Annotated in this window: 19 protein-coding genes, 1 tRNA gene and 1 pseudogene; 9 read left to right on the top strand and 12 right to left on the bottom strand. The window is 57.2% G+C overall.

Features of this window, described 5'->3' with window-relative positions; all coding sequences use genetic code 11:
- Positions 1-102: 102 nt before the first annotated feature.
- The 3 genes from CE636_RS24470 to CE636_RS24460 are packed head-to-tail and all read right to left on the bottom strand — an operon-like array spanning position 103 to position 3,745.
- Positions 103-1,131 carry an ABC transporter ATP-binding protein gene (locus CE636_RS24470; RefSeq protein ID WP_004201455.1) on the bottom strand — a complete coding sequence of 343 codons (1,029 nt, stop codon included), beginning with the start codon at positions 1,129-1,131 and terminating at the stop codon, positions 103-105.
- A 1-nt stretch (position 1,132) separates the two neighbouring features.
- The gene (locus tag CE636_RS24465) at positions 1,133-2,707 is read right to left on the bottom strand and encodes an ABC transporter permease (RefSeq protein WP_017899472.1); all 1,575 of its coding nucleotides are present in this window, start codon (positions 2,705-2,707) and stop codon (positions 1,133-1,135) included.
- Between the two features lie 21 nt (positions 2,708-2,728).
- Entirely contained in the window at positions 2,729-3,745 is a 1,017-nt protein-coding gene (locus tag CE636_RS24460) for an iron ABC transporter substrate-binding protein (RefSeq protein WP_017899471.1), read from the bottom strand.
- 400 nt (positions 3,746-4,145) lie between these two features.
- On the opposite strand from CE636_RS24460, the pseudogene CE636_RS29450 reads away from it, so the two are divergent.
- Together CE636_RS29450 and CE636_RS29445 are read left to right on the top strand one after the other, a co-directional pair.
- Positions 4,146-4,760: pseudogene (locus CE636_RS29450) on the top strand (CSS-motif domain-containing protein); the annotation flags it as partial.
- Between the two features lie 93 nt (positions 4,761-4,853).
- Entirely contained in the window at positions 4,854-5,681 is an 828-nt protein-coding gene (locus CE636_RS29445) for a cyclic diguanylate phosphodiesterase (protein WP_170923573.1), read from the top strand.
- Between the two features lie 43 nt (positions 5,682-5,724).
- On the opposite strand, the gene CE636_RS24450 is transcribed toward CE636_RS29445, so the two are convergent.
- From CE636_RS24450 to CE636_RS24435, 4 genes are all read right to left on the bottom strand, one after another.
- On the bottom strand, positions 5,725-6,066 hold the full coding sequence (locus CE636_RS24450; protein ID WP_004201450.1) for an STAS domain-containing protein: 342 nt from the start codon (positions 6,064-6,066) through the stop codon (positions 5,725-5,727).
- A gap of 64 nt (positions 6,067-6,130) precedes the next feature.
- Positions 6,131-8,557, bottom strand: coding sequence for a glycogen/starch/alpha-glucan phosphorylase (locus CE636_RS24445; protein WP_017899468.1), 2,427 nt, complete (start codon positions 8,555-8,557; stop codon positions 6,131-6,133).
- A gap of 301 nt (positions 8,558-8,858) precedes the next feature.
- Positions 8,859-8,946: transfer RNA gene (locus CE636_RS24440), tRNA-Ser, on the bottom strand.
- Between the two features lie 119 nt (positions 8,947-9,065).
- Positions 9,066-10,718 carry an ABC transporter substrate-binding protein gene (locus tag CE636_RS24435; protein WP_017899467.1) on the bottom strand — a complete coding sequence of 551 codons (1,653 nt, stop codon included), beginning with the start codon at positions 10,716-10,718 and terminating at the stop codon, positions 9,066-9,068.
- A gap of 268 nt (positions 10,719-10,986) precedes the next feature.
- Here CE636_RS24435 and yccA point away from each other — a divergent pair, with 268 nt between their 5' ends.
- On the top strand, positions 10,987-11,646 hold the full coding sequence (yccA, locus tag CE636_RS24430) for an FtsH protease modulator YccA (RefSeq protein WP_002898458.1): 660 nt from the start codon (positions 10,987-10,989) through the stop codon (positions 11,644-11,646).
- Between the two features lie 87 nt (positions 11,647-11,733).
- A complete protein-coding gene (gene tusE, locus CE636_RS24425; RefSeq protein WP_004201447.1) occupies positions 11,734-12,063 on the top strand; it encodes a sulfurtransferase TusE in 330 nt (109 codons plus the stop codon).
- On the opposite strand, the gene yccX is transcribed toward tusE, so the two are convergent.
- The 3 genes from yccX to CE636_RS24410 are packed head-to-tail and all read right to left on the bottom strand — an operon-like array spanning position 12,060 to position 13,750.
- Positions 12,060-12,341, bottom strand: coding sequence for an acylphosphatase (yccX, locus tag CE636_RS24420; protein ID WP_004201446.1), 282 nt, complete (start codon positions 12,339-12,341; stop codon positions 12,060-12,062). The genes tusE and yccX overlap by 4 nt on opposite strands.
- Positions 12,342-12,389: 48 nt before the next feature.
- Positions 12,390-13,178, bottom strand: a complete 789-nt coding sequence (locus CE636_RS24415) for an AraC family transcriptional regulator (protein WP_004201445.1) — start codon at positions 13,176-13,178, stop codon at positions 12,390-12,392.
- Between the two features lie 17 nt (positions 13,179-13,195).
- On the bottom strand, positions 13,196-13,750 hold the full coding sequence (locus CE636_RS24410; protein ID WP_017899466.1) for a YbhB/YbcL family Raf kinase inhibitor-like protein: 555 nt from the start codon (positions 13,748-13,750) through the stop codon (positions 13,196-13,198).
- A 190-nt stretch (positions 13,751-13,940) separates the two neighbouring features.
- On the opposite strand from CE636_RS24410, the gene rlmI reads away from it, so the two are divergent.
- Together rlmI and hspQ are read left to right on the top strand one after the other, a co-directional pair.
- Positions 13,941-15,143 (top strand): 23S rRNA (cytosine(1962)-C(5))-methyltransferase RlmI, encoded by a 1,203-nt coding sequence (gene rlmI / locus CE636_RS24405; RefSeq protein WP_017899465.1) that lies wholly within the window; start codon positions 13,941-13,943, stop codon positions 15,141-15,143.
- 59 nt (positions 15,144-15,202) lie between these two features.
- Positions 15,203-15,520, top strand: a complete 318-nt coding sequence (gene hspQ / locus CE636_RS24400; protein WP_017899464.1) for a heat shock protein HspQ — start codon at positions 15,203-15,205, stop codon at positions 15,518-15,520.
- A gap of 28 nt (positions 15,521-15,548) precedes the next feature.
- Here hspQ and CE636_RS24395 read toward each other — a convergent pair whose 3' ends face one another.
- Positions 15,549-15,962: a CoA-binding protein gene (locus CE636_RS24395; RefSeq protein WP_004201441.1), complete on the bottom strand. Its 414-nt coding sequence runs from the start codon at positions 15,960-15,962 to the stop codon at positions 15,549-15,551.
- Positions 15,963-16,116: 154 nt separating this feature from the next.
- Here CE636_RS24395 and mgsA point away from each other — a divergent pair, with 154 nt between their 5' ends.
- Complete coding sequence (mgsA, locus tag CE636_RS24390; protein ID WP_004201439.1) at positions 16,117-16,575, top strand: methylglyoxal synthase; 459 nt, start codon at positions 16,117-16,119, stop codon at positions 16,573-16,575.
- Between the two features lie 11 nt (positions 16,576-16,586).
- Here mgsA and helD read toward each other — a convergent pair whose 3' ends face one another.
- Positions 16,587-18,641 (bottom strand): DNA helicase IV, encoded by a 2,055-nt coding sequence (gene helD / locus CE636_RS24385; protein ID WP_017899462.1) that lies wholly within the window; start codon positions 18,639-18,641, stop codon positions 16,587-16,589.
- Between the two features lie 124 nt (positions 18,642-18,765).
- Here helD and CE636_RS24380 point away from each other — a divergent pair, with 124 nt between their 5' ends.
- Positions 18,766-19,212 (top strand): YccF domain-containing protein, encoded by a 447-nt coding sequence (locus tag CE636_RS24380; RefSeq protein ID WP_004201437.1) that lies wholly within the window; start codon positions 18,766-18,768, stop codon positions 19,210-19,212.
- Positions 19,213-19,229: 17 nt separating this feature from the next.
- Complete coding sequence (gene yccS / locus CE636_RS24375) at positions 19,230-21,365, top strand: YccS family putative transporter (protein WP_017899461.1); 2,136 nt, start codon at positions 19,230-19,232, stop codon at positions 21,363-21,365.
- Positions 21,366-21,374 lie beyond the last annotated feature (9 nt).

Here is a 21,374-nt window from a genome sequence, read left to right as displayed (position 1 = left end):
CCATGGCGACGAGGTCAGTGGCGCGGATACTATCGGCTAAATCCGCCAGTTGATTAGCTTTCCGTGCGGCGCCACCGATATCCGGCGGCGCCTGCTCAGAGATTAGCCGCTGAACACGCGCGCCTTGCCGCTGACCGTCAGTCGCACCGTCGCGCCTGGCTGCCACGCCGGCTGGCTTACGGTTCGCAGAACAATCGGCCGATCGTGCCCGGACATCGACAGCGTCAGCGTGGAGAGCTGGCCGGAGAAATCAACATCGCGGATGGTGGCGGTACTTTCCTGTGGTCCGCTCACGCTGACGCTCAGCTGCTCCGGACGCAACATCACCTTACCTTCACCAGCAGGATGCGCTGCGTCTGTCGCCAGGTCGCCCAGCGCGCAGCTGGCCCGCCCAGGGCTCAGCCGTGCGGGGAGGATCAGGGCATCGCCGAGAAACAACGCCGTCTCTTCGTCCACCGGCTGCGAGTAAACCGCCAGCGGGGTACCCACCTGGGCGAAACGTCCCTGGCGCATCACCGCCACCTGGGTGGCGAACGACAGCGCTTCGGTCTGGTCATGAGTCACCAGAATCGAGGCGATGCCGGTCTCCGCCAGCAGATCGGCGGTCGCTTTGCGTGTGCTGGCGCGCAGCCCGGTGTCCAGGGCAGAAAAGGGCTCATCGAGCAGCATCAGCGCCGGCTGCTGGGCCAGGGCGCGAGCCAGGGCCACACGCTGCTGCTGGCCGCCGGAGATCTCATGCGGCCAGTGGCGCGCCAGGCTATGGTCAAGGGCGACCATCTCCATCAGTGCGCCCACCCGGCGACGTTTTTCCTCGCGGCTGGCGTCCAGCCCCCAGGCGATATTGTCCGCGACATTGAGGTGAGGAAATAGCGCCCCCTCCTGCGGAACGTAGCCGATCCGTCGCTGGTGGGCAGGAACAAACACGCCCTCGGCAAACAGAGGCGCGCCGTGCATCACGATGCGTCCGCTGTCGGGCGTTTCGAAACCGGCAAGGATGCGCAGCAGCGTGGTTTTTCCCGAACCCGACGGACCCACAATTGCCGTCCGGCTACCCGGAGCCACCTGAAGATGAATATTATCGAGGACCTGCGCATCGGCGAAGGATTTCGAAACAGAAGACAATTCCAGCATGTTACAACCCTGCCATTTTTTTCGACTGCATATAGAGAACCGCCGTCAGCGGCAGCGAAATGATGATCATCAACAGCGCGTAGGGCGCCGCCGCCACATAGTCGATCTCGCTGGTTAACGCCCAGAAGCCGGTCGACAACGTGCGGGTGCCTAACGGCGAGAGCAGCAGCGTGGCGGTAAGCTCATTGCTGACGCCAAGGAACACCAGCGCGGCGCCGGCGGCCGCCCCCGGGGCGGCAAGTCGCATGGTGATACTCCACAGGGCGCGGGCCGGGCTGCGTCCGAGACTGCGGGCGACGTTTTCCAGCTCCACCGGCGCCTGGGCGATACCGGCGCGCAGGTTAATCAGCGCCCGCGGCATAAACATTAACAAATAGGCCAGAAACAGCGTCACTTCGGTCTGGTACACCGGACGGGCATAGTGGATGGTGACGGTGACCAGCGCCAGCGCGGTCACAATGCCGGGCAGCGAGCTGGTGATGTAATTACACCCCTCCAGCAGGCGGAACAGCGGACGCGGATAGCGCACGCCGAGCCAGGCGATGGGGATCGCGCAGACCGTCGTCAGCAGCGCCCCGCCCGCCCCCAGCAACAGAGTCTGGCGCAGGGAATGCCACAGATCGGCATGTAGCCAGTTATCGATACCGCCCAGCCACAGCCAGCGCCCCAGGACCAGCAACGGCACCCCCATCGCCAGCAGCACCAGCAGCAGAAACAGCAGCTGCGCGCCGAAGGCGGCCCCTTTACCCAGCACCAGGCGCTTCTGCTCGCGCGCCGCCCCGGCGCCGATACGCGCATAGCGCGCTTTACCACGCGAAGCGCTCTCCAGCAGCAGGATCGCCAGACAGCACAGAGCCAGCACGCCCGCCAGCATATTGGCGGCCGGACCGCTGAAGGTCGACTGGAACTGATCGTAAATGGCGGTAGTGAAAGTATCGAAGCGGATCATCACATACAGACCATATTCCGCCAGCAGATGCAGGGCCACCAGCAGCGCACCGCCGCAGACGGCCAGCCGCAGCTGCGGAAGCACCACCCGGAAAAACACTTTCCACGGCGGCGTGCCCAGCGACGCGGCGACATCCTCAAGGGTGGGATCGAGTCGGCGCAGCACGGCCGCCACCGGCATATAGATAAACGGATAGTAGGCCAGCACCGAGAGAAACACCCCAGCGCCCAGGCCATGCAGCGAGGGCACAGCGCTGATCCAGGCGTAGCTCTGGACAAAGGCCGGAATGGCCAGCGGGGCCACCGCCAGCGCCGACCACAGCTGCCGCCCGGCAAGCGCGGTACGTTCCGTCAGCCAGGCCAGCGTCACGCCAAGCACAATGCTGATGGGGACAGTCAGCACCGTCAGCCACAGGGTATTGCTGAGCAGTTCGCCTACCCGCGGGCGAAAGACCAGCGCTTTGATTGTCGGCCAGCCGGTATCGAATCCGACCGCCACCACAAACCCTAACGGCAACAGCGCCAGCAATGAAAACAGGAGCGCTAAGGCAACCATCGGAAATGCAGGACGCCTGCGCTCAGGCAGGCGTCCTGTTTTCTTTCCGAGCGACAGACTCAGAACAGACATAGCTATATCACTTCCTCAGGATCAGAGCAGGCCAGCCTGCGTCATCAGTTCAATGACCTTTTTACTGTTCAGCGAGGAAGGTTCCACCTTCGGGGCATCCAGATCTTTCAGCGGGGTCAGTTTCGGGTTAGAGGCCGCGTCTACCCCCACCGCATATTCGAAGGCGTTATTGGTGCGCAGCGCATCCTGTCCCTGCTTACCGGTGATCCACTTAATAAAGGCCTGCGCCTGTGCTTTATGTTTGCTGGAGGCCAGCACGCCGCCGCCGGAAATGCTGACGAAGGCCCCCGGATCCTGGTGTTTGAAGTAATACAGTTGGGTGTTTTTGCTGTTCTCGCCGGTTTTTGACTGGTCAACGAAGCGATAGTAATGGTAGATCACTCCGCCGTCGATCTGCCCGGCGTTGACCGCTTTCATCACCGTGCTGTTGCCTTTATAGGCGACAAAGTTGGTTTTCATCGCCTTCAGCCAGTCGAGGGTCACCTGCTCACCCTTCAGCGCCAGCATCGCGCTGACGATAGCCTGGAAATCAGCCCCCGATGGCGAAGCCGCCCAGCGGCCTTTCCACTCCGGTTTTGCCAGATCCATCAGCGAGTGCGGCAGCTGCGCCTCGCTGATTTTTGCCGGGTTATAGACGAACACGGTGCTACGCGCGGCGATGCCAATCCAGCGACCGTGCTGAGGGCGATATTGTGCCGGAACCTGCTGCAGGGTGGCCGCATCCAGCGGGGCAAAAAGTTTGGCATTATCAACCAGCACCATCGACGGTGAGTTCTCGGTCAGAAACACATCGGCTGGCGACGCGGCGCCTTCCTGAACCAGCTGATTACCCAGCTCGCTGTCATCGCCATTGCGCAGCGTGACTTTAATACCGGTCTCTTTCGTAAATCCATCCACCCACGACTTCACCAGATTTTCGTGTTGGGCGTTGTAGACCACAATCCCGTCCTGACCGTCAGCCGCCATCCCCTGCGGCGCCAGAAACAGAGAAGCGGCAACCAGCGCTGCCTTACAGAGGGGCGATAAGCGAGATTTCATGAACGCATCCTTAATGAACCAGGGAAATTAATGGTAAATAGCCTGAGCGGAGAGGATTAAATCACAGCAAAAAAAGAATGATAATGAAAACAATTATCATAAACTTAAAAAAGCAAAAAATAGCGCAAGCACGCCACTACGGACTGGAAAATGCTAATAACCAGCCGGCCCAGAAAAATATATTAAGAAAACATTAATTTTTTATTTTTATTACCGGCAGAAGAGGTACGTAGCGTCAACGCGATATAACCGGCCTTTGTCGGCAGGTATTGTGATAGCGATCATATTTTTATGATGCGCCGTCATCGCGGAAGTTATCTCCCTTCTACGATCATAGAAAAGCCTTTACTGCCAGAGAGATGGTTCACTTTATGCACAAACACCATTGCATGCCCAACAAATGAAAGAGATAAAGCGACGAAACGCATGGATTGCCTTTTCCCTGGCGCTGGTGGTATTTCTGGCTGGCGTGTTCGTTATAAACTGGCAACTGTGGCATTCCGATCAGGCCTCGCATGTCGCCACCGCCCGTCAGGCGGCAAAGAAAATCGCCGTTATTCTGGATGAGGCCCGCGCAGCAACGATGACGGCGATGAACGTTAGCCGCGGCGGTTGCTCCGTGCAGGGCCAGTTTCAGCTCGGGACCGAGGCCGCCCTGCAGCCGCATCTGCGCACGATCGTGCTGGTAAAAGATGGCAAGGTGTGGTGCTCGTCGCTGCCGGGCAATCGGGTACTGACGCTCCATCCTGAGTCTTTACCCGATGAGCCACTGCAGCTGCTGCCCGCCAGAATGATGGTGAATAAGCGGCCAGTGCTGATCTATCACACTCGTTCGGCGCAGGTAAGAGTCATTGTCAGCATCAGCGATATCCATTTGCGCGATGCCTTATATAGCGATGAGGATAACGGCGGGCTGGCGCTTTTGGTTCACAATCAAATGATTGCCAGATATGGCGATGTGAAGCCACTCAACGCTGGTCCGAACCGGGATATTTTTAGCTCACCAGACTATCCATTTCATATTGCCTATCCTGAGTCGCCTTTTTTTAGCCCCGGCCGCTTATTTCATAATGGGTCCGGGCTGCTGATTTTTATTTTCTCTGTTTCGTTGCTGTTTTATTTTCTGTTGCGCAAATACCTCAATGTCTATACCTCAGAAGAGGAGAGGCTGCGCTACGCCATCGCTCAGGGCGCTATCGTTCCCTACTATCAACCGCTGGTGAACGGGAAAACCGGAGAGATCTATGGCGTGGAAATCCTCGCCCGCTGGCCAAACACCACGGCGCAGTGGCGTTCGCCCGCTGAATTTATTCCGCTGGCCGAGCGTACTGGGTTGATTATCCCACTCACTTGTAGCCTGATGGCGCAGGTCGCCGCCCAGATGAGGCCGATCTTCAGTAAGCTGCCGGACGGGTTTCATATCGGCGTCAATATCAGCGCATCGCATATCAACGCCCCGTCGTTTATCGATGACTGCCTGCACTTTCAGCGCGGCTTTGAGGGCACAGCGGTGAAGCTGATGCTGGAGATCACCGAACAGGAGCCGCTGTTGCTCAACGAGGCGGTTGTCGACAAGCTCAACGCGTTACACTCCCGCGGGTTTTCCATCGCGCTGGACGACTTTGGCACCGGCTATTCCGGGCTTTCCTATCTGCATGAGCTGGTTTTCGACTATATCAAAATCGATCAGAGCTTTGTCGGCCGGGTGACTGACGAGGCGCCGTCAAGCAAACTGCTGGACTGCGTGATAGAGATGGCGCGGACGCTGTCACTGCGCATCATTGCCGAGGGCGTCGAAACTCAGGCTCAGCTAGAGTATCTCAATCGCCAGAATATTCATCTGTTGCAGGGCTACTTTTTCTGGAAGCCGATGCCCTACGTCGCGCTGGTGATGCTTCTGCTGAGCAAACCAAAGGCGCGGATTATCGAAGAATGAACGGGCGATCGATAATCCGCGGCCTTCCAGGCCTGCCTGAGCGTCATTTCGCAGTCAACAGGTTCAGTGCATCCTGACGAGTCTCTTTAATCGAAAAGACGCGATCCATGCGGGTGAGCTTGAACAGGTTTTGGATTGTCCCATTGACCGAGCAGAGCACCAGCTCTCCCTGCCCACTGACGCTCTTGAGAATGGATACCAGGGCGCCCAGGCAGCTACTGTCGATGAAATCGACATGGCTCAGGTCCAGCACCAGGTTTTTCGTCTGACCGTCAAGAGCCTCAAGAACCTGCTGCTTAAACGCTGATGCGACGGAAGCATCCAGCCGGCGAACCAGGGGGACAATGACCTTGACGCCCTGCTCAGTATGTAATTCAACGTTCATGTTCATCCTCAATGTTGGCTGATAACCGTCGACGCGTCCCTGCTCTGTTCGGCATGTGTTCTCTTTAGCACCTGATACCCCAAATATCCCTGGCGTAGCCGCGGATGGTTCGGTCGCTGGAAAATTCCCCCATCCGGCAAATATTGAGCAAGGCCCGGCGGTGCCACTGATCCGGCTGTTCAAAATCGGCCATTGCCTGCCGTTGCACCAGACAATAACTGTCGAAATCCAGCAGATGGCAGTAATGATCGGCCCCTGTCAGCATCTGATGCAGTGGCGCAAACAGCTCGCGATCGGCTGAAAACAGCCCGGACACCAGGCTATCGACAACACGCGCGATAGCCGGGTTGTCATGATAGAACCCATGATGCCGCCCAAGGCGTCGGCTCTCTTCAATCTCTTCCGCCACCGCGCCAAACAGATAAAAATTCTCGCTCCCCACCGCCTCGCGGATTTCGATGTTCGCCCCATCATAGGTGCCAATAGTTAACGCCCCGTTCATGGCAAACTTCATATTGCTGGTGCCGGACGCCTCGGTGCCGGCGGTGGAAATTTGCTCAGAGAGATCCGTGGCGGGAATGATTTTCTCCGCCAGCGAGACTTTATAATCTTCGAGGAATACCACTTTAAGCTGCCCGGCAACCTGCGGGTCACTGTTAATTTTTCGGGCAACGGTATTAATCAACTGAATAATCAGCTTTGCCATCCGATAGCCTGGCGCCGCTTTACCCGCAAACAGATGCACCTTTGGCGCGATAGTACGCCCGTTCTCTTTGATATCCAGATACAGCGCGATCACGTGCAGAATATTGAGCAACTGGCGCTTGTATTCATGAATACGTTTGACCTGACAGTCAAACATCGCCAGCGGATCCAGCGCGATGCCGTAGCGTTGAGCCACCAGCTCGCTGAGTGCGGTTTTATTGGCAAATTTTATGGCCTGGATACGATCAATCACGGCTGACTCGCTGGCCAGATCTTCCAGGCGGGAAAGCAGGGGTAAATCAGTTGGCCACCCTTCCCCCAGTTGCTGCTGTAAAAATTCTGCCAGGCCCGGGTTAGCCTGCTGCACCCAACGACGCGGCGTGACGCCGTTGGTCTGATTAATGAATTTCTCCGGGGTCATAAAATAGAAGTCGGGCACCAACTGTTTTTTGACCAGTTCCGGATGCAGCCACGCTACTCCGTTGACGCGGTGGCTACCGACAATGGCCAGATTAGCCATGCGAATTTGCTTATCGTGATGCTCGTCAATTAAAGACAGTGAAGATAACAGATGAGGTTTATCCGGCCAGCGCCGGCCTACTTCTTCAAGGAAACGATGGTTAATCTCAAAGATAATCTGCAAATGACGCGGCAGTAGTTTCTCAAACAACGACACCGGCCAGGTCTCCAGCGCTTCCGGCATCAGCGTATGATTGGTATAGGCGCAGGTATTTTGCGTTATCTCCCACGCCTGCTCCCATGGCAGTCGGTATTCATCGACCAGGATCCGCATCAGCTCCACCACCGCTAATGCCGGATGGGTGTCATTAAGCTGTATAGCCACATGCTGCGCTAGCAAAGTAATGTCGTCATTAACCTCGGCATAGTCACGAAAAATATCCCGTAGCGTACAGGCCACCAAAAAATACTCCTGCGTCAGACGCAGCTCTTTTCCGGTCAGGACCTCATCGGAAGGATAGAGTATTTTTGAAATATTCTCCGAGGCGATTTTCTCACTTACTGCCTTAATATAATCCCCGCGATTAAAAATATGGATATTAAAGGAGTCAGAGGCCACCGCGCTGTAAAGGCGCAGCGTGTTAGTTGATGTATCCCGGTAGCCGGAAACAAAATAATCATGGGGAATACCGATGATGGTTTTCCAACCGAGCCACATCGGATTGTAGTTGCCATCAATATCTTCGCTGTGCTCAATATATCCCCCCAGCGGGATCAGAATTTGCTGAGCGTGATGCTCCACCAGCCATGGGGAATGCATGGAGTGCCAGTCATCAGGATGCTCGACCTGCTGATCGTTTTGAAAGGACTGGCGAAAAAGCCCATATTCGTATTTGATGCCATGCCCGGATGCGGCAATATCAAGGGTGGCCATCGAGTCTATAAAGCAAGCGGCTAAACGGCCTAACCCGCCGTTACCCAGCGCGGCGTCAGGCTCCTCGTCAAGGATCAGTTCAAGCTCAAACCCCAGGTCATTGACCACCTGGCGCATCTCATCCAGTAAATTCATATTCACCAGGTTATTACGCAGCGACTGGCCGAGTAAAAATTCCATCGACAGGTAGTAAACGCGCTTTTTTCGCTCTTCGCGCTGCCGCGCCTGGCTCGTCAGAAAATGGTCCTGCTGAAAATGACGAATGGCTAGCGCCACCGCGTTAAAAATATCGCCATGTGTCGCTTTATTTAAGTTAACACACAGCGTGTATTTTAATTTCTGTTCAACCAACGCCCGTAATGCTTTGATATCTTGCGGGTTAATGACAGGCATGCTGACCTCACTGGTCTCTGTTTCTGCGAAAGCACCATGGCAGGTAAATCATCGTTTTCCAAGTATAGACGAAGATATTTTGCACCAGGTTTTTTATTCCTGAGCACCATTTCCGTTTATAATGTGAGACTGAATAATTAAAATAACAACAATTTGAAATGGATTAATCGTCACATTTTCCCCAGCGATAACGCTGCAGGCAGGGTGGGTTTGCGCAGTCGTGACGTGAAGATGACGCGCCGTCAGAACGGCCAGGGGAAAAGTAAAAAGGGGTTACCTTTCGGTAACCCCTTCTTTTATATGGCGGAAGCGCAGAGATTCGAACTCTGGAACCCTTTCGGGTCGCCGGTTTTCAAGACCGGTGCCTTCAACCGCTCGGCCACACTTCCGGTGTGAGGCGCACTATAAACACCTCGGCGGATGCTGTAAAGCACCATTTTGTTCAACTGCCTTAAAAACAAACAATTTTGTGTTATTCGTCTGAATTTCAGGCAGTTCGCGCAGAAAATCAGCGCCCGTCGCCGCTAGCGGATGGGTGTTTTTTAATGTACATGTCTTTGGTGTAGTAATACCCCAGCTTATCCGGCGTGAAGCCTCCCACCCAGGGTTTCACTAAATGGGTACGCACATAGTGATAGACCGGAATGGCGGGAACATCCTGCGCCAGCAGATCTTCCGCCTGTTGATAGTATTTGCCCCGGCTCGCCACGTCGGAGGCTTTCGCCGCATTGCGCAGCGCCTCATCGTAAGCCGGGTTGCTGTACTGACTGGTGTTCTCGCTATCCCCGGTACGGAAAGTGTTGAGGAAGGTGGCGGCATCGTCGTAGTCGGCGGTCCAGGCATAGCGGACAGCGTCAAAGTTATGCGTATGCATGGTATCCAGCATCGTCTTCCACTCCTGGTTCTGCAGCTTCACCTCGACGCCGAGGTTTTTCTTCCACATAGAGCTGGCGGCGATGGCGATACGCTGGTGCGACTCATAGGTGTTATACAGCAGGGTAAAGACCAATGGGTGACTGTCATCATACCCCGCCTGCGCCAGCAGTTTTTTCGCCTCGGCAATCCGCTTCTCGCGCGGCCAGCTGGCGTAATCCGGGTTGTGCAGCGTCACACCGCCGATATCCGGCTGGCTGATCACCCAGGCCGGGCGCTGCCCCTGGCCAAGTACTTTTCCGGCAATGATATCTTTATCAAGCGCCATATTCAGCGCGCGACGCACTCGGGCGTCGTTAAACGGCGGCCGGGTAGTATTGAATTCGTAGTAATAGGTCGCCAGCTGCGGCGAAACGTCCAGCTGGTCGCCCATGGTTTTCTGCAACTGCGCAAACTGATTGATCGGCACCGTATAAACAATATCGATCTCCCCCGCTTTGTAGCGGTTGACATCGGCAGCCTCGGAAGAGATGGGCAGGTAAGTCACTTTATTAATAACGGTGTGCGCATTATCCCAGTACTTCGCATTACGTTCAGCCACCAACCGCTCATTCACCACCCATTGGGTCAGCTTATACGGGCCGCTGGTAACGATATGCTCTGGGCGGGTCCATTTATCGGCAAAACGCTCCACCAGCACTTTGTCGATCGGTACCAGCGAAGGGTGCGCCAGCATCGCCAGGAAGGCGGCATTCGGCTGGTTCAGAGTGACCTGCAGCGTGGTGTCGTCCAGCGCTTTCACCCCCAGCGTCTCCGGTCCCTTTTGCCCCAGGGCAATTTCACGGGCGTTGGCGATATGCATATTGCCGGGATAGCTCGCATAGGGGGAGGCGGTGGTTGGCGAGACCAGCCGTTGCCAGCTCCAGACGATATCCTGCGCCGTGATGGCCGTGCCGTCGGACCAGGTCAGACCAGGGCGTAAATGGAAGGTCCATAACAGGTTGTCCTTGTTTTCCCAGCGTTCCGCCAGTCGGGGCTGGATCGCCCCCGCAGGCGTCACGCTGACCAGCCCTTCAAAGAGATCGCTAATGATGTTGAATTCAATGTCGCTCTCGACTTTATGCGGATCGAGTGAGGCAGGTTCACTGCCGTTATTTCTGACCAGTTCCTGCTTTTCTGCCAGCTGAGTCCCCGGCGGCACCTGCGCCGCCTGCGCCCCGCCGAACATTGCTATCATACTTACGGCCAGGAGCGTTCGCGTGATGTGATTGTTTTTATGTAATGTCATTTCCCTTTGCCTTTAACGTACGGAGTTATTCCCCCTTCCACACTTAGTCGCAGAATTTCAATAAAGCAATATTTTTCAGCAACCTATAAGATTTCGATCGGCTCACCGAAGCGAAACGCGAAAACATATCGCTTTTTCCAATCCATGTAGAATTTTATGCTAGTCAAACGCGGCAAAAACTAAGTAAAGATGGGTAAAAGCATTAGGGCTTCACGCTTGTTTTTCTTATTCTTTATCCCTAATTACATCTGTCATAAGAGAGTGACTCATGGATCGCATAATTACATCATCGCGTGACCGTTCCTCGCTGCTCAGCACGCACAAGGTTCTGCGTAACACTTACTTCCTGCTCAGCCTGACGCTGGCGTTTTCCGCCATCACCGCTACCGCCAGCACGGTGCTGATGCTGCCTTCCCCGGGGCTGATTTTGACCCTCGTGGGGATGTACGGTCTGATGTTCCTGACCTATAAAACGGCGAATAAGCCCACCGGGATTATTTCCGCCTTCGCCTTCACCGGCTTTCTCGGCTATATCCTTGGGCCGATGCTGAACGCGTACCTTTCTGCCGGCATGGGCGATTTAATCGGCCTGGCGCTGGGCGGTACGGCGCTGGTCTTCTTCTGCTGCTCGGCCTACGTGCTGACGACGCGCAAAGACATGTCTTTCCTCGGCGGTATGCTGATGGCCGGCGTCGTGGTGGTGCTGATTGGTATGGTCGCTAACCTGTTCCTGCAGCTGCCGGCGCTGCACCTGGCGATTAGCGCGGTGTTCATCCTGATCTCTTCGGGCGCCATCCTGTTCGAGACCAGCAACATCATCCGCGGTGGTGAAACCAACTACATTCGCGCCACGGTCAGCCTGTATGTCTCGCTGTACAACATCTTTGTCAGCCTGCTGAGCATCCTGGGCTTCGCCAGCCGGGACTAACCGCTCCCCTGCTACCAGAGGCCTCGCTTATGCGGGGCCTTTTTTTTTGCTACACTGCGGCCAGTTTCAGGCGGTATGTGAAAAATTATGTTTATTTTTGAAGGCAACGAAATTGAGACGGATAGCGAAGGCTATCTGAAGGATACTACCCAGTGGAGCGAGGCGATGGCCGACGTTATCGCCGCGCAGGAAGGGATAACGCTCGCCGTTGAGCACTGGGAAGTGGTGCGCTTTGTGCGCGAGTTTTACCTTGAATTCAACACCTCACCGGCGATCCGCATGCTGGTCAAGGCGATGGCCAACAAGTTTGGTGAAGAGAAAGGCAACAGCCGCTATCTCTATCGCCTGTTCCCGAAAGGCCCCGCCAAACAGGCGACCAAAATCGCCGGGCTGCCGAAGCCGGTGAAGTGCATCTAATAGAGGATCGCGAATTTGTCCCAGCTGCGGGTGGGTTGATGGGGTTCAGTCAACACTCGGTCAACCCGCGCGCTGCGCGGCCCGCCGGCTTTCAGCCAGGCGATGAGTTTCTCCACCTGCTCCGCCTCGCCGCAGGCAAGGACTTCTACGCCGCCGTCGTCCAGATTACGGGCATAGCCGGTCAACCCCAGCTGCAGCGCTTCCCGCTGCGTGGAATAGCGAAACCCTACGCCCTGAACGGAACCGTATACCCATGCCATGGTGCAGATACTGGCCATTAACCTCTCCTTTTGACTTACCCTTTACGCTGAGGATAGCAAATTCGCTCAGCGTACGTGCTTTGGTAGTAAACCATAGTGCTGGCGAAAGCGCGCGGTAAAGCGCGATCCCGACTGATATCCGCTGTTCTGCGCGATTTCGCCTATTGGCCGCGAGGTGGTCTGCAGCTGTCCCAGGGCGTGGGCCATCCGCACCTCCTCGACGATCTGGCGAAAACTCTGCGATTCCTGCTGCAGACGACGGCGCAGCGTGGACTCTCCGAGAAAGAGCATTTTCGCCACCCGCGACACGCTCCATGCCTGCGCCGGCGATAGCATGACCAGCTGCCGAACCTGCGCCGACAGATCCTGCTGCCGCTCGACGAGCAGCGGGCCGGCATACCCCGCCTCGTGGAGCGCCAGCAGCAGGCCCATGGTCTGGTGCTGCTGCAAAGCAGTGGATAATCCTTCCCGCACCGCCTGGAGAACGCTTTGCCACATAAAAGCCAGCTCACTGGTCACCGGGGCGCAGAGCGAAGTCAGACGCCCCGGTGGTTTTTCGCTGAGATAGCGGGTCTTAAACGCCGTCAGCAGCTCAGGCGTCAGCGACAGCAGATCGGAGCAAAAGAGGCCGTTGTCCGGCTGGTTAATCACTTCCAGCTCAACGTCAGCCGGCAACACAATCAGCTGTTGCGGTGTCGCCAGCACACGGCTCTCCCCTTGCACAATCACTTTGCTGCCGCGTTTCACCCGACAGAGCGCCGGGGAAAACAGACGCACGCGGTGCAGCCTGCACAGCCGTCGGGTGGTAATCTCCGCGGCGGTCAGGGCGTTATGCTGAAAATGGATACTCTCCATCAGACCGACCTTTTGTTTTAGCGCCCGGCCGTCGCCGTCAATTGCGCGCTGGCGAGAGCATGGCTGTGTAACAGATACCCGACCAGCGCCCCGCTGGCCTCGGCATTCACCGGCAGCGTGGGGACATCCAGCGCCCACACCGTAAAACGGTAGCGGTGCGGTTTATCTCCCGCCGGCGGGCAGGCGCCGCCGAAGCCGGCATAGCCAAAATCATTGCGCCCCTGCACCGCTCCGTCCGGCAGTGTAGCGCTGTTTTTATCTCCCGCACCAGCGGGTAACGAAAAGACGCTGCTGGCGATATTGACCACCGTCCAGTGCCACCAGCCGCTGCCGGTAGGCGCATCAGGATCCCGGACGGTGACCGCGAAGCTGCGCGTCCCCGCCGGGGCATTTTTCCATGCCAGCTGCGGAGAGACATTGCCTCCGGTACAGCCGAAACCGGCAAACCAGTGCTGCTGGGCCAGCGCTTGCCCGTCATGCATATCATCGCTGCTTACGCTAAACGGCGCTGCCATCGCGCCACTGCTCACTGCCGCGACCATCGCCACGGTCATCCGCATTCCTGTTTTCATCGTCTTCTCCTCCTGGGGGTGAGAAGACAGGGTATGACAGCCCATGCACGGTGAATGTGCCGATGCGCCTGCGTTTTGTGCCGAAACGCTCACCTGCGCCTGCCGGAGGAAAGATGCTTGCGTGCGCCAGGTGTGCTAATCTACGCGCCATTTTTCGGTGCCGACATTCCCGTTGCTTAAAGGTAGCTCCATGACAGATTCCCTATTCCCCCGCTTAGTGTTAGCCAAAGGACGCGAGAAATCCCTGCTGCGTCGCCATCCGTGGATTTTCTCCGGCGGCGTCGCCCGTATGGAAGGTAAAGCCCGCAGCGGTGAAACCATCGATATCGTTGACCATCAGGGAAAATGGCTGGCCCGCGGCGCTTACTCGCCCTCGTCACAGATCCGTGCCCGCGTGTGGACATTCGACCGCAACGAAGCCATCGATAACGCCTTCTTTGAACGCCGCCTGCAGCAAGCGCAAACCTGGCGTGCCTGGCTGGCCGAGCGCGATGGCCTCGACAGCTACCGTCTGATCGCCGGCGAGTCCGATGGGCTGCCGGGCGTGACGATCGACCGCTTTGGCAACTTTTTCGTGCTGCAGCTCCTCAGCGCAGGCGCCGAATACCAGCGCGCCGCCATCATCAGCGCCCTGCAGACCCTGTTCCCGGACTGCGCCATTTACGACCGCAGCGATGTCGCGGTGCGTAAAAAAGAGGGTCTGGAGCTGGCCCAGGGGCCGGTGGTGGGAGAACTGCCGCCAGCGCTGCTGCCGATTACCGAGCACGGTATGAAGCTGTTGGTTGATATTCAGGGCGGGCACAAAACCGGCTACTACCTCGACCAGCGCGACAGTCGCCTGGCGACCCGTCGCTACGTGGCGGACAAACGGGTATTGAACTGCTTCTCCTACACCGGCGGCTTTGCGGTGTCGGCGCTGATGGGCGGCTGCCGCAAGGTCACCAGCGTGGATACCTCGCAGGAGGCGCTCGACGTTGCGCGCCAGAACGTGGAGCTCAACGGGCTGGATCTGTCCAAAGCGGAGTTTGTGCGCGACGACGTATTCAAACTGCTGCGTAAGTACCGGGATCAGGGAGAGAAATTCGACGTCATCGTGATGGATCCGCCGAAGTTCGTGGAAAACAAAAGCCAGCTGATGGGCGCATGCCGCGGCTATAAAGACATCAATATGCTGGCGATCCAGCTGCTGAACCCCGGCGGCGTGCTGCTGACCTTCTCCTGTTCCGGCCTGATGACCACCGATTTATTTCAGAAAATCATCGCAGATGCCGCAATTGATGCCGGGCGTGATGTACAATTTATAGAACAGTTCCGTCAGGCTGCCGACCACCCGGTGATCGCAACCTACCCGGAAGGGCTGTATCTGAAGGGGTTTGCCTGTCGCGTCATGTAACTTGAAAAACGAAACATGAGCCTCATATAGGGAGTATTCATGTTTCCCAGGAGGTGCCTATGATAGCCAGCAAATTCGGTATCGGCCAACAGGTCCGCCATACGCTCTTGGGCTACCTGGGCGTCATCGTCGATGTCGATCCCGAGTACTCGCTCGCGGAGCCGGAAGAGGATGAAATTGCCGCTAATGACGAACTGCGTGCGGCGCCCTGGTACCATGTAGTGATGGAAGATGATGACGGTCAGCCGATCCACACCTATCTGGCTGAAGCGCAACTGAGCAGCGAACTCCGCGACGAACACCCGGAGCAGCCGTCCCTTGACGAACTGGCCAAAACGATTCGCCAGCAGCTGCAGGCTCCGCGCCTTCGCAACTAAACAAAACCCCGCCTGGCGGGGTTTTTTGTTATTTTGCTAATCCCAGTCTCGGCAGCTCTATGGCCGGGCAGCGATCCATCACCACGTTTAACCCGGCTTCTCTGGCCAGCACTGCGGCCTGCTCATTGATCACTCCCAGCTGCAGCCACAGCGTTTTCGCGCCGATAGCAATCGCCTCCTGCGCCACGCCCCATGCCGCTTCTGAATTACGGAAGACATCAACCATGTCGACCTTTTCCGGAACATCGGCAAGCGTTCCATATCCCTGCTGCCCCAGCAGCGTCTTGCCCGCCACCTTCGGCGAAACCGGGATAACGTGATACCCCTGATCCAGCAGATACTTCATGACCCGGTAGCTCGGACGGTCAGGTTTGTCGCTGGCTCCGACCAGCGCAATCGTCCGTGTCGAGGTCAGGATGTCAGCAATATCATTCTCTTTCATGGTTTCCTCCTGCTATTTCACCTAAGTGTATGCTAATCCGCAGCAGGGGGCCATCCAAGCTAACCCACAGATCCAGCAAAATTTTCATCCGCGATGCTTGCAGCGACAGCCACATTCAGTAATCTGTCAACAGGTCAAAATGTGGAATGAAAATATGGAACTGACAACACGTACCCTGCCCGCGCAAAAACATATCGCGCTGGTGGCTCACGATCACTGCAAAGATATGCTGATGAAATGGGTTGCTCGCCATCAGGCGCTGCTGGCGCAACATGTTTTGTACGCCACCGGCACTACCGGCAACCTGGTCTCCCGGGCTACCGGGCTGGAGGTCAATGCCATGCTGAGCGGCCCGATGGGCGGCGACCAGCAGGTGGGCGCCCTCATTTCAGAAGGCAAAATCGACGTACTGATCTTCTTCTGGGATCCGCTGAACGCGGTTCCTCACGACCCGGATGTCAAAGCCTTGCTGCGCCTGGCTACGGTCTGGAACATTCCGGTCGCCACTAACGTCTCCACCGCTGACTTTATTATCCAGTCGCCGCACTTCGCTCAACCGCTCGATATTCTGATCCCGGATTATCCACGCTATCTTGCCGAGCGCCTGAAATAATCGAGCCGCGATTACGGCTTCCTGGCCACAGGCACATCCAGCGCCTGCAGGATCTCAACAAACGGCGACGGTTGCGCCTTGTTAAATAACAGCCACACCCGGTGACGGGCGCGGGTTATGGCCACGTACAGCAGTCGACGCTCCTCCGCATCCGGAAAATCTTCCGGCTGCGGCAGGAGCGCCTCCTCGATGATCGACTCGCGCGCTGGGGCCGGAAACGCATCCACGCCCTCCTGCAGTCCCAGCACAATGACATAGTCGGCCTGCTGACCTTTGCTGGCATGAATGGTCATAAAATCAAGCTGCAGGTGCGGCCAACGCGTCGCCGCCTTATCGAGCGCCTCGGGCTTAAGATGGTGATAGCGGGCAAGCAGCAGGATCCGCTGCTCGGGCTTAACGTAACCGCTCAGCTTATCCAGAAGATCGTCCAGCTTATCGTCGGCTAACAGCGTGACGGCCTTTTTATCTCCCGCCGTCAGGCTATTCAGCGGTTTGCTTAACTGATGCGGATTCTGCTGGATAAAACCATTGGCTATTTCGCCGATTCGCCCGTTAAAGCGATAGGTGGTATCCAGCGCACAGCAGTCCCCTTCGCCAAAGTAGTGGTTGAACGCGGTGGTCATGGAGAGCTGCGCCCCGCTGAACCGATAAATCGCCTGCCAGTCATCGCCAACGGCAAAGAGCGTAGTTTGGCTATTTTGCCGGCGTAGCGCGGCCAGCAGCGAGGCTCGCTGCGGCGAAATATCCTGAAATTCATCCACCAGAATGTGTTTCCACGGGCTGACAAAGCGGCCTTTATCGAGAATATTGACCGCCTGATGGATCAGGCCGGAAAAATCAACCGCATTCTCCGCCTTCAGCGCCGCCTTCCACTCTTTCAGTAGCGGTGACATCAGCTTCACCCGTTTACTGAACAGATCGCGTACCGTTTCCGGCGCGCCGGCGATCATCTCCGCCTGGGAGCCGCCGTGCATGCGCATCAGGCTGATCCAGCGGTCAAGCCGGCTGGCCATCCGCCGCTGCACTTTTTTATCCTGCCAGAAGTCCCCCTCCGGCAGTTGCCAGCCCATCTCCTCTTCCAGCCACAGACGCCAGCCTTTCGCCTGCGCTTTTTTCTCCTGGCACTGCTTTTGCCAGCTTTTCAGCAGCAATGCGTGGCGGGCCGCAGTATCGCTTTCCAGCTTACTGATGGTGGGCACTTTTTTGCTGCCCTGCTGGATAATATGCAGCGCCAGCGAGTGGAAGGTGCGAGCAGTAATATCGTCTGAAGCCAGACGCTCGCGGATCCGCTCATCCATCTCCTGCGCCGCCTGGCGGCCGAACGCCAGCAGCAGTATTTGCTCTGCCGCCGCTTCTCCCCGCGCCAGCAGCCAGCCCGCTCGCGCCACCAGCACCGAAGTTTTACCACTGCCCGCTCCCGCCAGCACCAGCAGGGAGCGCTCGCCGTTCACCACCGCCCGCGCCTGCGACGGATTGAGCGGGGAGGATTCCACGCCGTCAAAAAAGCCGCGATACTGCTCCAGCATCGCCTCGGTAAAGGCCTGGTTATGGGCCTGACGCGCCGCTTCAATATCCCCTAACCAGCGCTGACACTCCCGCCACAGTTCCCGGCAGTTATCAAAGGCGTCAAGCCGGCTGGTGGGCATCGGCAGCCCGGTTAACGCATGGCGAATATTATCCTGAACGTCCGCTACCTGCTGACGCGTCAGCCACTTACCTTCTGCCCGGGTGCGTTCGATGGCTGCCAGCTGCTGCTTCAGCACCCCGGCGGCGATATCGCTCATTTCCGTGCTCCACTGCTGCCAGAGGGTGTGTAAATGGTGATAAAAGCGCTGCGTTTCGCTCCATTCGGTACCGTGCAAACGCACGACTTTATCGTCCGGCAGCACAAACTCCAGTTCACCCCAGACCAGACCGCGCTTACAATGCACTGACAATAACTGATTGAAAGGGATAAGATACTCATGACGATCGCCGGAAACCTTTACCCCGGCGTTCAGTAACTGCACCCTGTCATAAGGATGCTGAGCCATGCGTTTGCCCAATGTTGTCGCTTTAAGTTCCATATAATGTCGATTTTCAATCAGGGTGGATTGTTTTTCAGTTTAACCGCCCCGGACCAGGTGCTCCAGCGCAAAAAAACGTTACAATTGTCAGGTCTTCTTATCCACAGGGCAAAACCGAGGGTTTATGCGTACCATTCTGAATATTCTGAACTTTATCCTTGGCGGTTTCGCCACCACTTTAGGCTGGCTGCTCGCCACCCTGGTCAGCATTATGCTGATCGTCACGCTGCCGCTGACTCGTTCCTGCTGGGAAATCACTCGCCTTTCGTTATTCCCCTACGGTAACGAGGCGATTCATGTTGATGAGCTCGAGCCTGGTCGACAAAACAGTCTGCTGAACGCCGGCGGCACCATCCTGAACATTTTGTGGTTTATTTTTTTCGGCTGGTGGTTGTGCCTGATGCATATTTTCAGCGGCATCGCCCAGTGCCTGACTATCATAGGCATCCCGGTGGGGATCGCTAATTTTAAAATCGCCGCCATCGCCCTCTGGCCAGTGGGGCGCCGGGTCGTCTCTGTGGAAACCGCGCGCGCCGCGCGTGAAGCCAATGCGCGTCGTCGCTTTCAGTAACCGAACGGAACACGGACATGATTAGCCCCCTGCTACGCCGCTACACCTGGAACAGCGCCTGGCTTTATAACGTACGCATTTTTATCGCGCTCTGCGGCACGACGCTGTTTCCCTGGTGGATCGGCGAAGTCAAACTCACCATCCCCCTCACCCTCGGCGTCGTGGCCGCGGCGCTGACCGACCTTGACGACCGTCTGACGGGCCGTCTGCGCAACCTCGCCATTACTCTGGTTTGCTTTTTCATCGCCTCCGCCTCTGTGGAGCTGCTGTTTCCGTGGCCGCCGCTGTTTGCCCTTGGTCTGACCGTGTCTACGATCGGCTTTATTTTGCTCGGCGGCCTCGGCCAGCGCTATGCGACCATTGCCTTCGGCGCCCTGCTTATCGCCATCTACACCATGCTTGGCGTTACGCTGTACGATCACTGGTATCTGCAGCCGTTGTTCCTGCTAGCGGGTGCCGTGTGGTACAACCTGCTGACGCTGTCCGGCCACCTGATCTTTCCGATTCGTCCACTGCAGGACAACCTGGCGCGTAGCTATGAGCAACTGGCCCGCTATCTGGAGCTCAAATCACGGCTGTTTGATCCAGACCTTGAGGATGAGAGCCAGGCGCCGCTGTACGATCTGGCCCTCGCCAACGGCCAGCTGGTGGCGACCCTTAACCAAACCAAGGTTTCACTGTTGACCCGTCTACGAGGCGACCGTGGGCAGCGCGGTACTCGTCGCACGCTGCAGTATTACTTTGTGGCCCAGGATATTCATGAACGCGCCAGCTCATCGCATATCCAATATCAGACTCTGCGCGATCAATTCCGCTACAGCGATGTGATGTTCCGTTTCCAGCGCATGCTGTCGATGCAGGCGCAGGCCTGTCAGAAACTCTCGCGGGCAATTCTGCTACGCGAACCCTATCAGCATGATGACCATTTCGAACGGGCGTTTATGCATCTCGATGCAGCACTTGAGCGCGTGCGCGCCGGCGGCGCATCTGACGAGCAGCTCAACGCCCTCGGCTATTTACTCAATAACCTGCGCGCCATTGATGCGCAGCTGGCCACGATTGAATCGGTGCAAACCACGGCGCCCGCCGGGAGTAATACCGAGACGCTGCTGGCCGACGACAGGCTCGGCGGGCTGAACGATATCTGGCTGCGCCTGCAGCGCAATATGTCGCCAGAGTCAGCCCTCTTTCGCCACGCTGTGCGTATGTCGCTGGTGCTTTGCGCCGGCTACGCTTTTATCCAGTTTACCGGGCTTCAGCACGGCTACTGGATCCTGCTGACCAGCTTGTTCGTCTGTCAGCCGAACTATAACGCCACCCGCCATCGCCTGGCGTTGCGGATCATCGGCACCCTGGTCGGGGTGGCGATCGGCCTGCCGGTCCTCCTGCTGGTACCGTCGGTTGAAGGACAGCTGCTGCTGATCGTTCTCACCGGCGTGCTATTCTTTGCCTTCCGTAACGTGCAGTACGCCCATGCCACGATGTTTATTACGCTGCTGGTGCTGCTGTGCTTTAACCTGCTTGGCGAAGGTTTTGAAGTCGCCCTGCCGCGCATCATTGATACGCTGATCGGCTGCGCCATCGCCTGGGCGGCAGTGAGCTTCATCTGGCCGGACTGGAAATTCCGCAACCTGCCACGGGTGTTGGATCGCGCGATGAACGCGAACTGCCGTTATCTGGATGCCATCCTGGAGCAGTACCACCAGGGCCGCGACAACCGGCTGGCCTACCGTGTCGCACGCCGTGACGCCTACAACCGCGATGCTGAGCTGGCTTCCGTCGTCTCGAACTTGTCGACGGAACCACGGGCGGATGCCGCACAGCGCGAGACCGCCTTTCGCCTGCTGTGTCTCAATCATACCTTCACCAGCTACATCTCCGCCCTCGGCGCGCATCGGGAAAAACTGTCCACGCCGGACATCCTCGCCCTGCTGGATGATGCGGTCTGCTATGTGGATGATGCCTTACATCATACCCCAGCGGATGAACAGCGAGTGCAGAAGGCGTTGGCCAGCCTGCAAGACCGGATCCACCATCTGGAGCCGCGCGCGGACAGTAAAGAGCCCCTTGTGTTACAGCAGATTGGCCTGCTGCTGGCGCTGTTGCCTGAAATCTGCCGCCTGCAGCAGCGGGTACACGCTCAAACGGAATAACCGTTGTCC

It is taken from the genome of Klebsiella sp. LY, assembly GCF_004010915.1.
GTDB classification, from domain to species: Bacteria; Pseudomonadota; Gammaproteobacteria; order Enterobacterales; family Enterobacteriaceae; genus Klebsiella; species Klebsiella quasipneumoniae.
The sequence above is the reverse complement of the archived record's forward strand: the minus strand, read 5'-3'. Positions and strand labels throughout refer to the sequence as shown.

Excerpts from the sequence above, each read along its gene's own strand:
- CE636_RS24465 (WP_017899472.1), bottom strand. The coding sequence starts at position 2,707 with ATGTCTGTTCTGAGTCTGTCGCTCGGAAAGAAAACAGGACGCCTGCCT.
- hspQ (WP_017899464.1), top strand. The coding sequence starts at position 15,203 with ATGATAGCCAGCAAATTCGGTATCGGCCAACAGGTCCGCCATACGCTC.
- CE636_RS24415 (WP_004201445.1), bottom strand. The coding sequence starts at position 13,178 with ATGGAGAGTATCCATTTTCAGCATAACGCCCTGACCGCCGCGGAGATT.
- CE636_RS24395 (WP_004201441.1), bottom strand. The coding sequence starts at position 15,962 with ATGAAAGAGAATGATATTGCTGACATCCTGACCTCGACACGGACGATT.
- rlmI (WP_017899465.1), top strand. The coding sequence starts at position 13,941 with ATGACAGATTCCCTATTCCCCCGCTTAGTGTTAGCCAAAGGACGCGAG.
- helD (WP_017899462.1), bottom strand. The coding sequence starts at position 18,641 with ATGGAACTTAAAGCGACAACATTGGGCAAACGCATGGCTCAGCATCCT.
- yccA (WP_002898458.1), top strand. The coding sequence starts at position 10,987 with ATGGATCGCATAATTACATCATCGCGTGACCGTTCCTCGCTGCTCAGC.
- CE636_RS24450 (WP_004201450.1), bottom strand. The coding sequence starts at position 6,066 with ATGAACGTTGAATTACATACTGAGCAGGGCGTCAAGGTCATTGTCCCC.
- CE636_RS24410 (WP_017899466.1), bottom strand. The coding sequence starts at position 13,750 with ATGAAAACAGGAATGCGGATGACCGTGGCGATGGTCGCGGCAGTGAGC.
- CE636_RS24470 (WP_004201455.1), bottom strand. The coding sequence starts at position 1,131 with ATGCTGGAATTGTCTTCTGTTTCGAAATCCTTCGCCGATGCGCAGGTC.
- CE636_RS24460 (WP_017899471.1), bottom strand. The coding sequence starts at position 3,745 with ATGAAATCTCGCTTATCGCCCCTCTGTAAGGCAGCGCTGGTTGCCGCT.
- CE636_RS24445 (WP_017899468.1), bottom strand. The coding sequence starts at position 8,557 with ATGCCTGTCATTAACCCGCAAGATATCAAAGCATTACGGGCGTTGGTT.
- CE636_RS24380 (WP_004201437.1), top strand. The coding sequence starts at position 18,766 with ATGCGTACCATTCTGAATATTCTGAACTTTATCCTTGGCGGTTTCGCC.
- mgsA (WP_004201439.1), top strand. The coding sequence starts at position 16,117 with ATGGAACTGACAACACGTACCCTGCCCGCGCAAAAACATATCGCGCTG.
- CE636_RS24435 (WP_017899467.1), bottom strand. The coding sequence starts at position 10,718 with ATGACATTACATAAAAACAATCACATCACGCGAACGCTCCTGGCCGTA.
- yccX (WP_004201446.1), bottom strand. The coding sequence starts at position 12,341 with ATGGCCAGTATCTGCACCATGGCATGGGTATACGGTTCCGTTCAGGGC.
- tusE (WP_004201447.1), top strand. The coding sequence starts at position 11,734 with ATGTTTATTTTTGAAGGCAACGAAATTGAGACGGATAGCGAAGGCTAT.
- yccS (WP_017899461.1), top strand. The coding sequence starts at position 19,230 with ATGATTAGCCCCCTGCTACGCCGCTACACCTGGAACAGCGCCTGGCTT.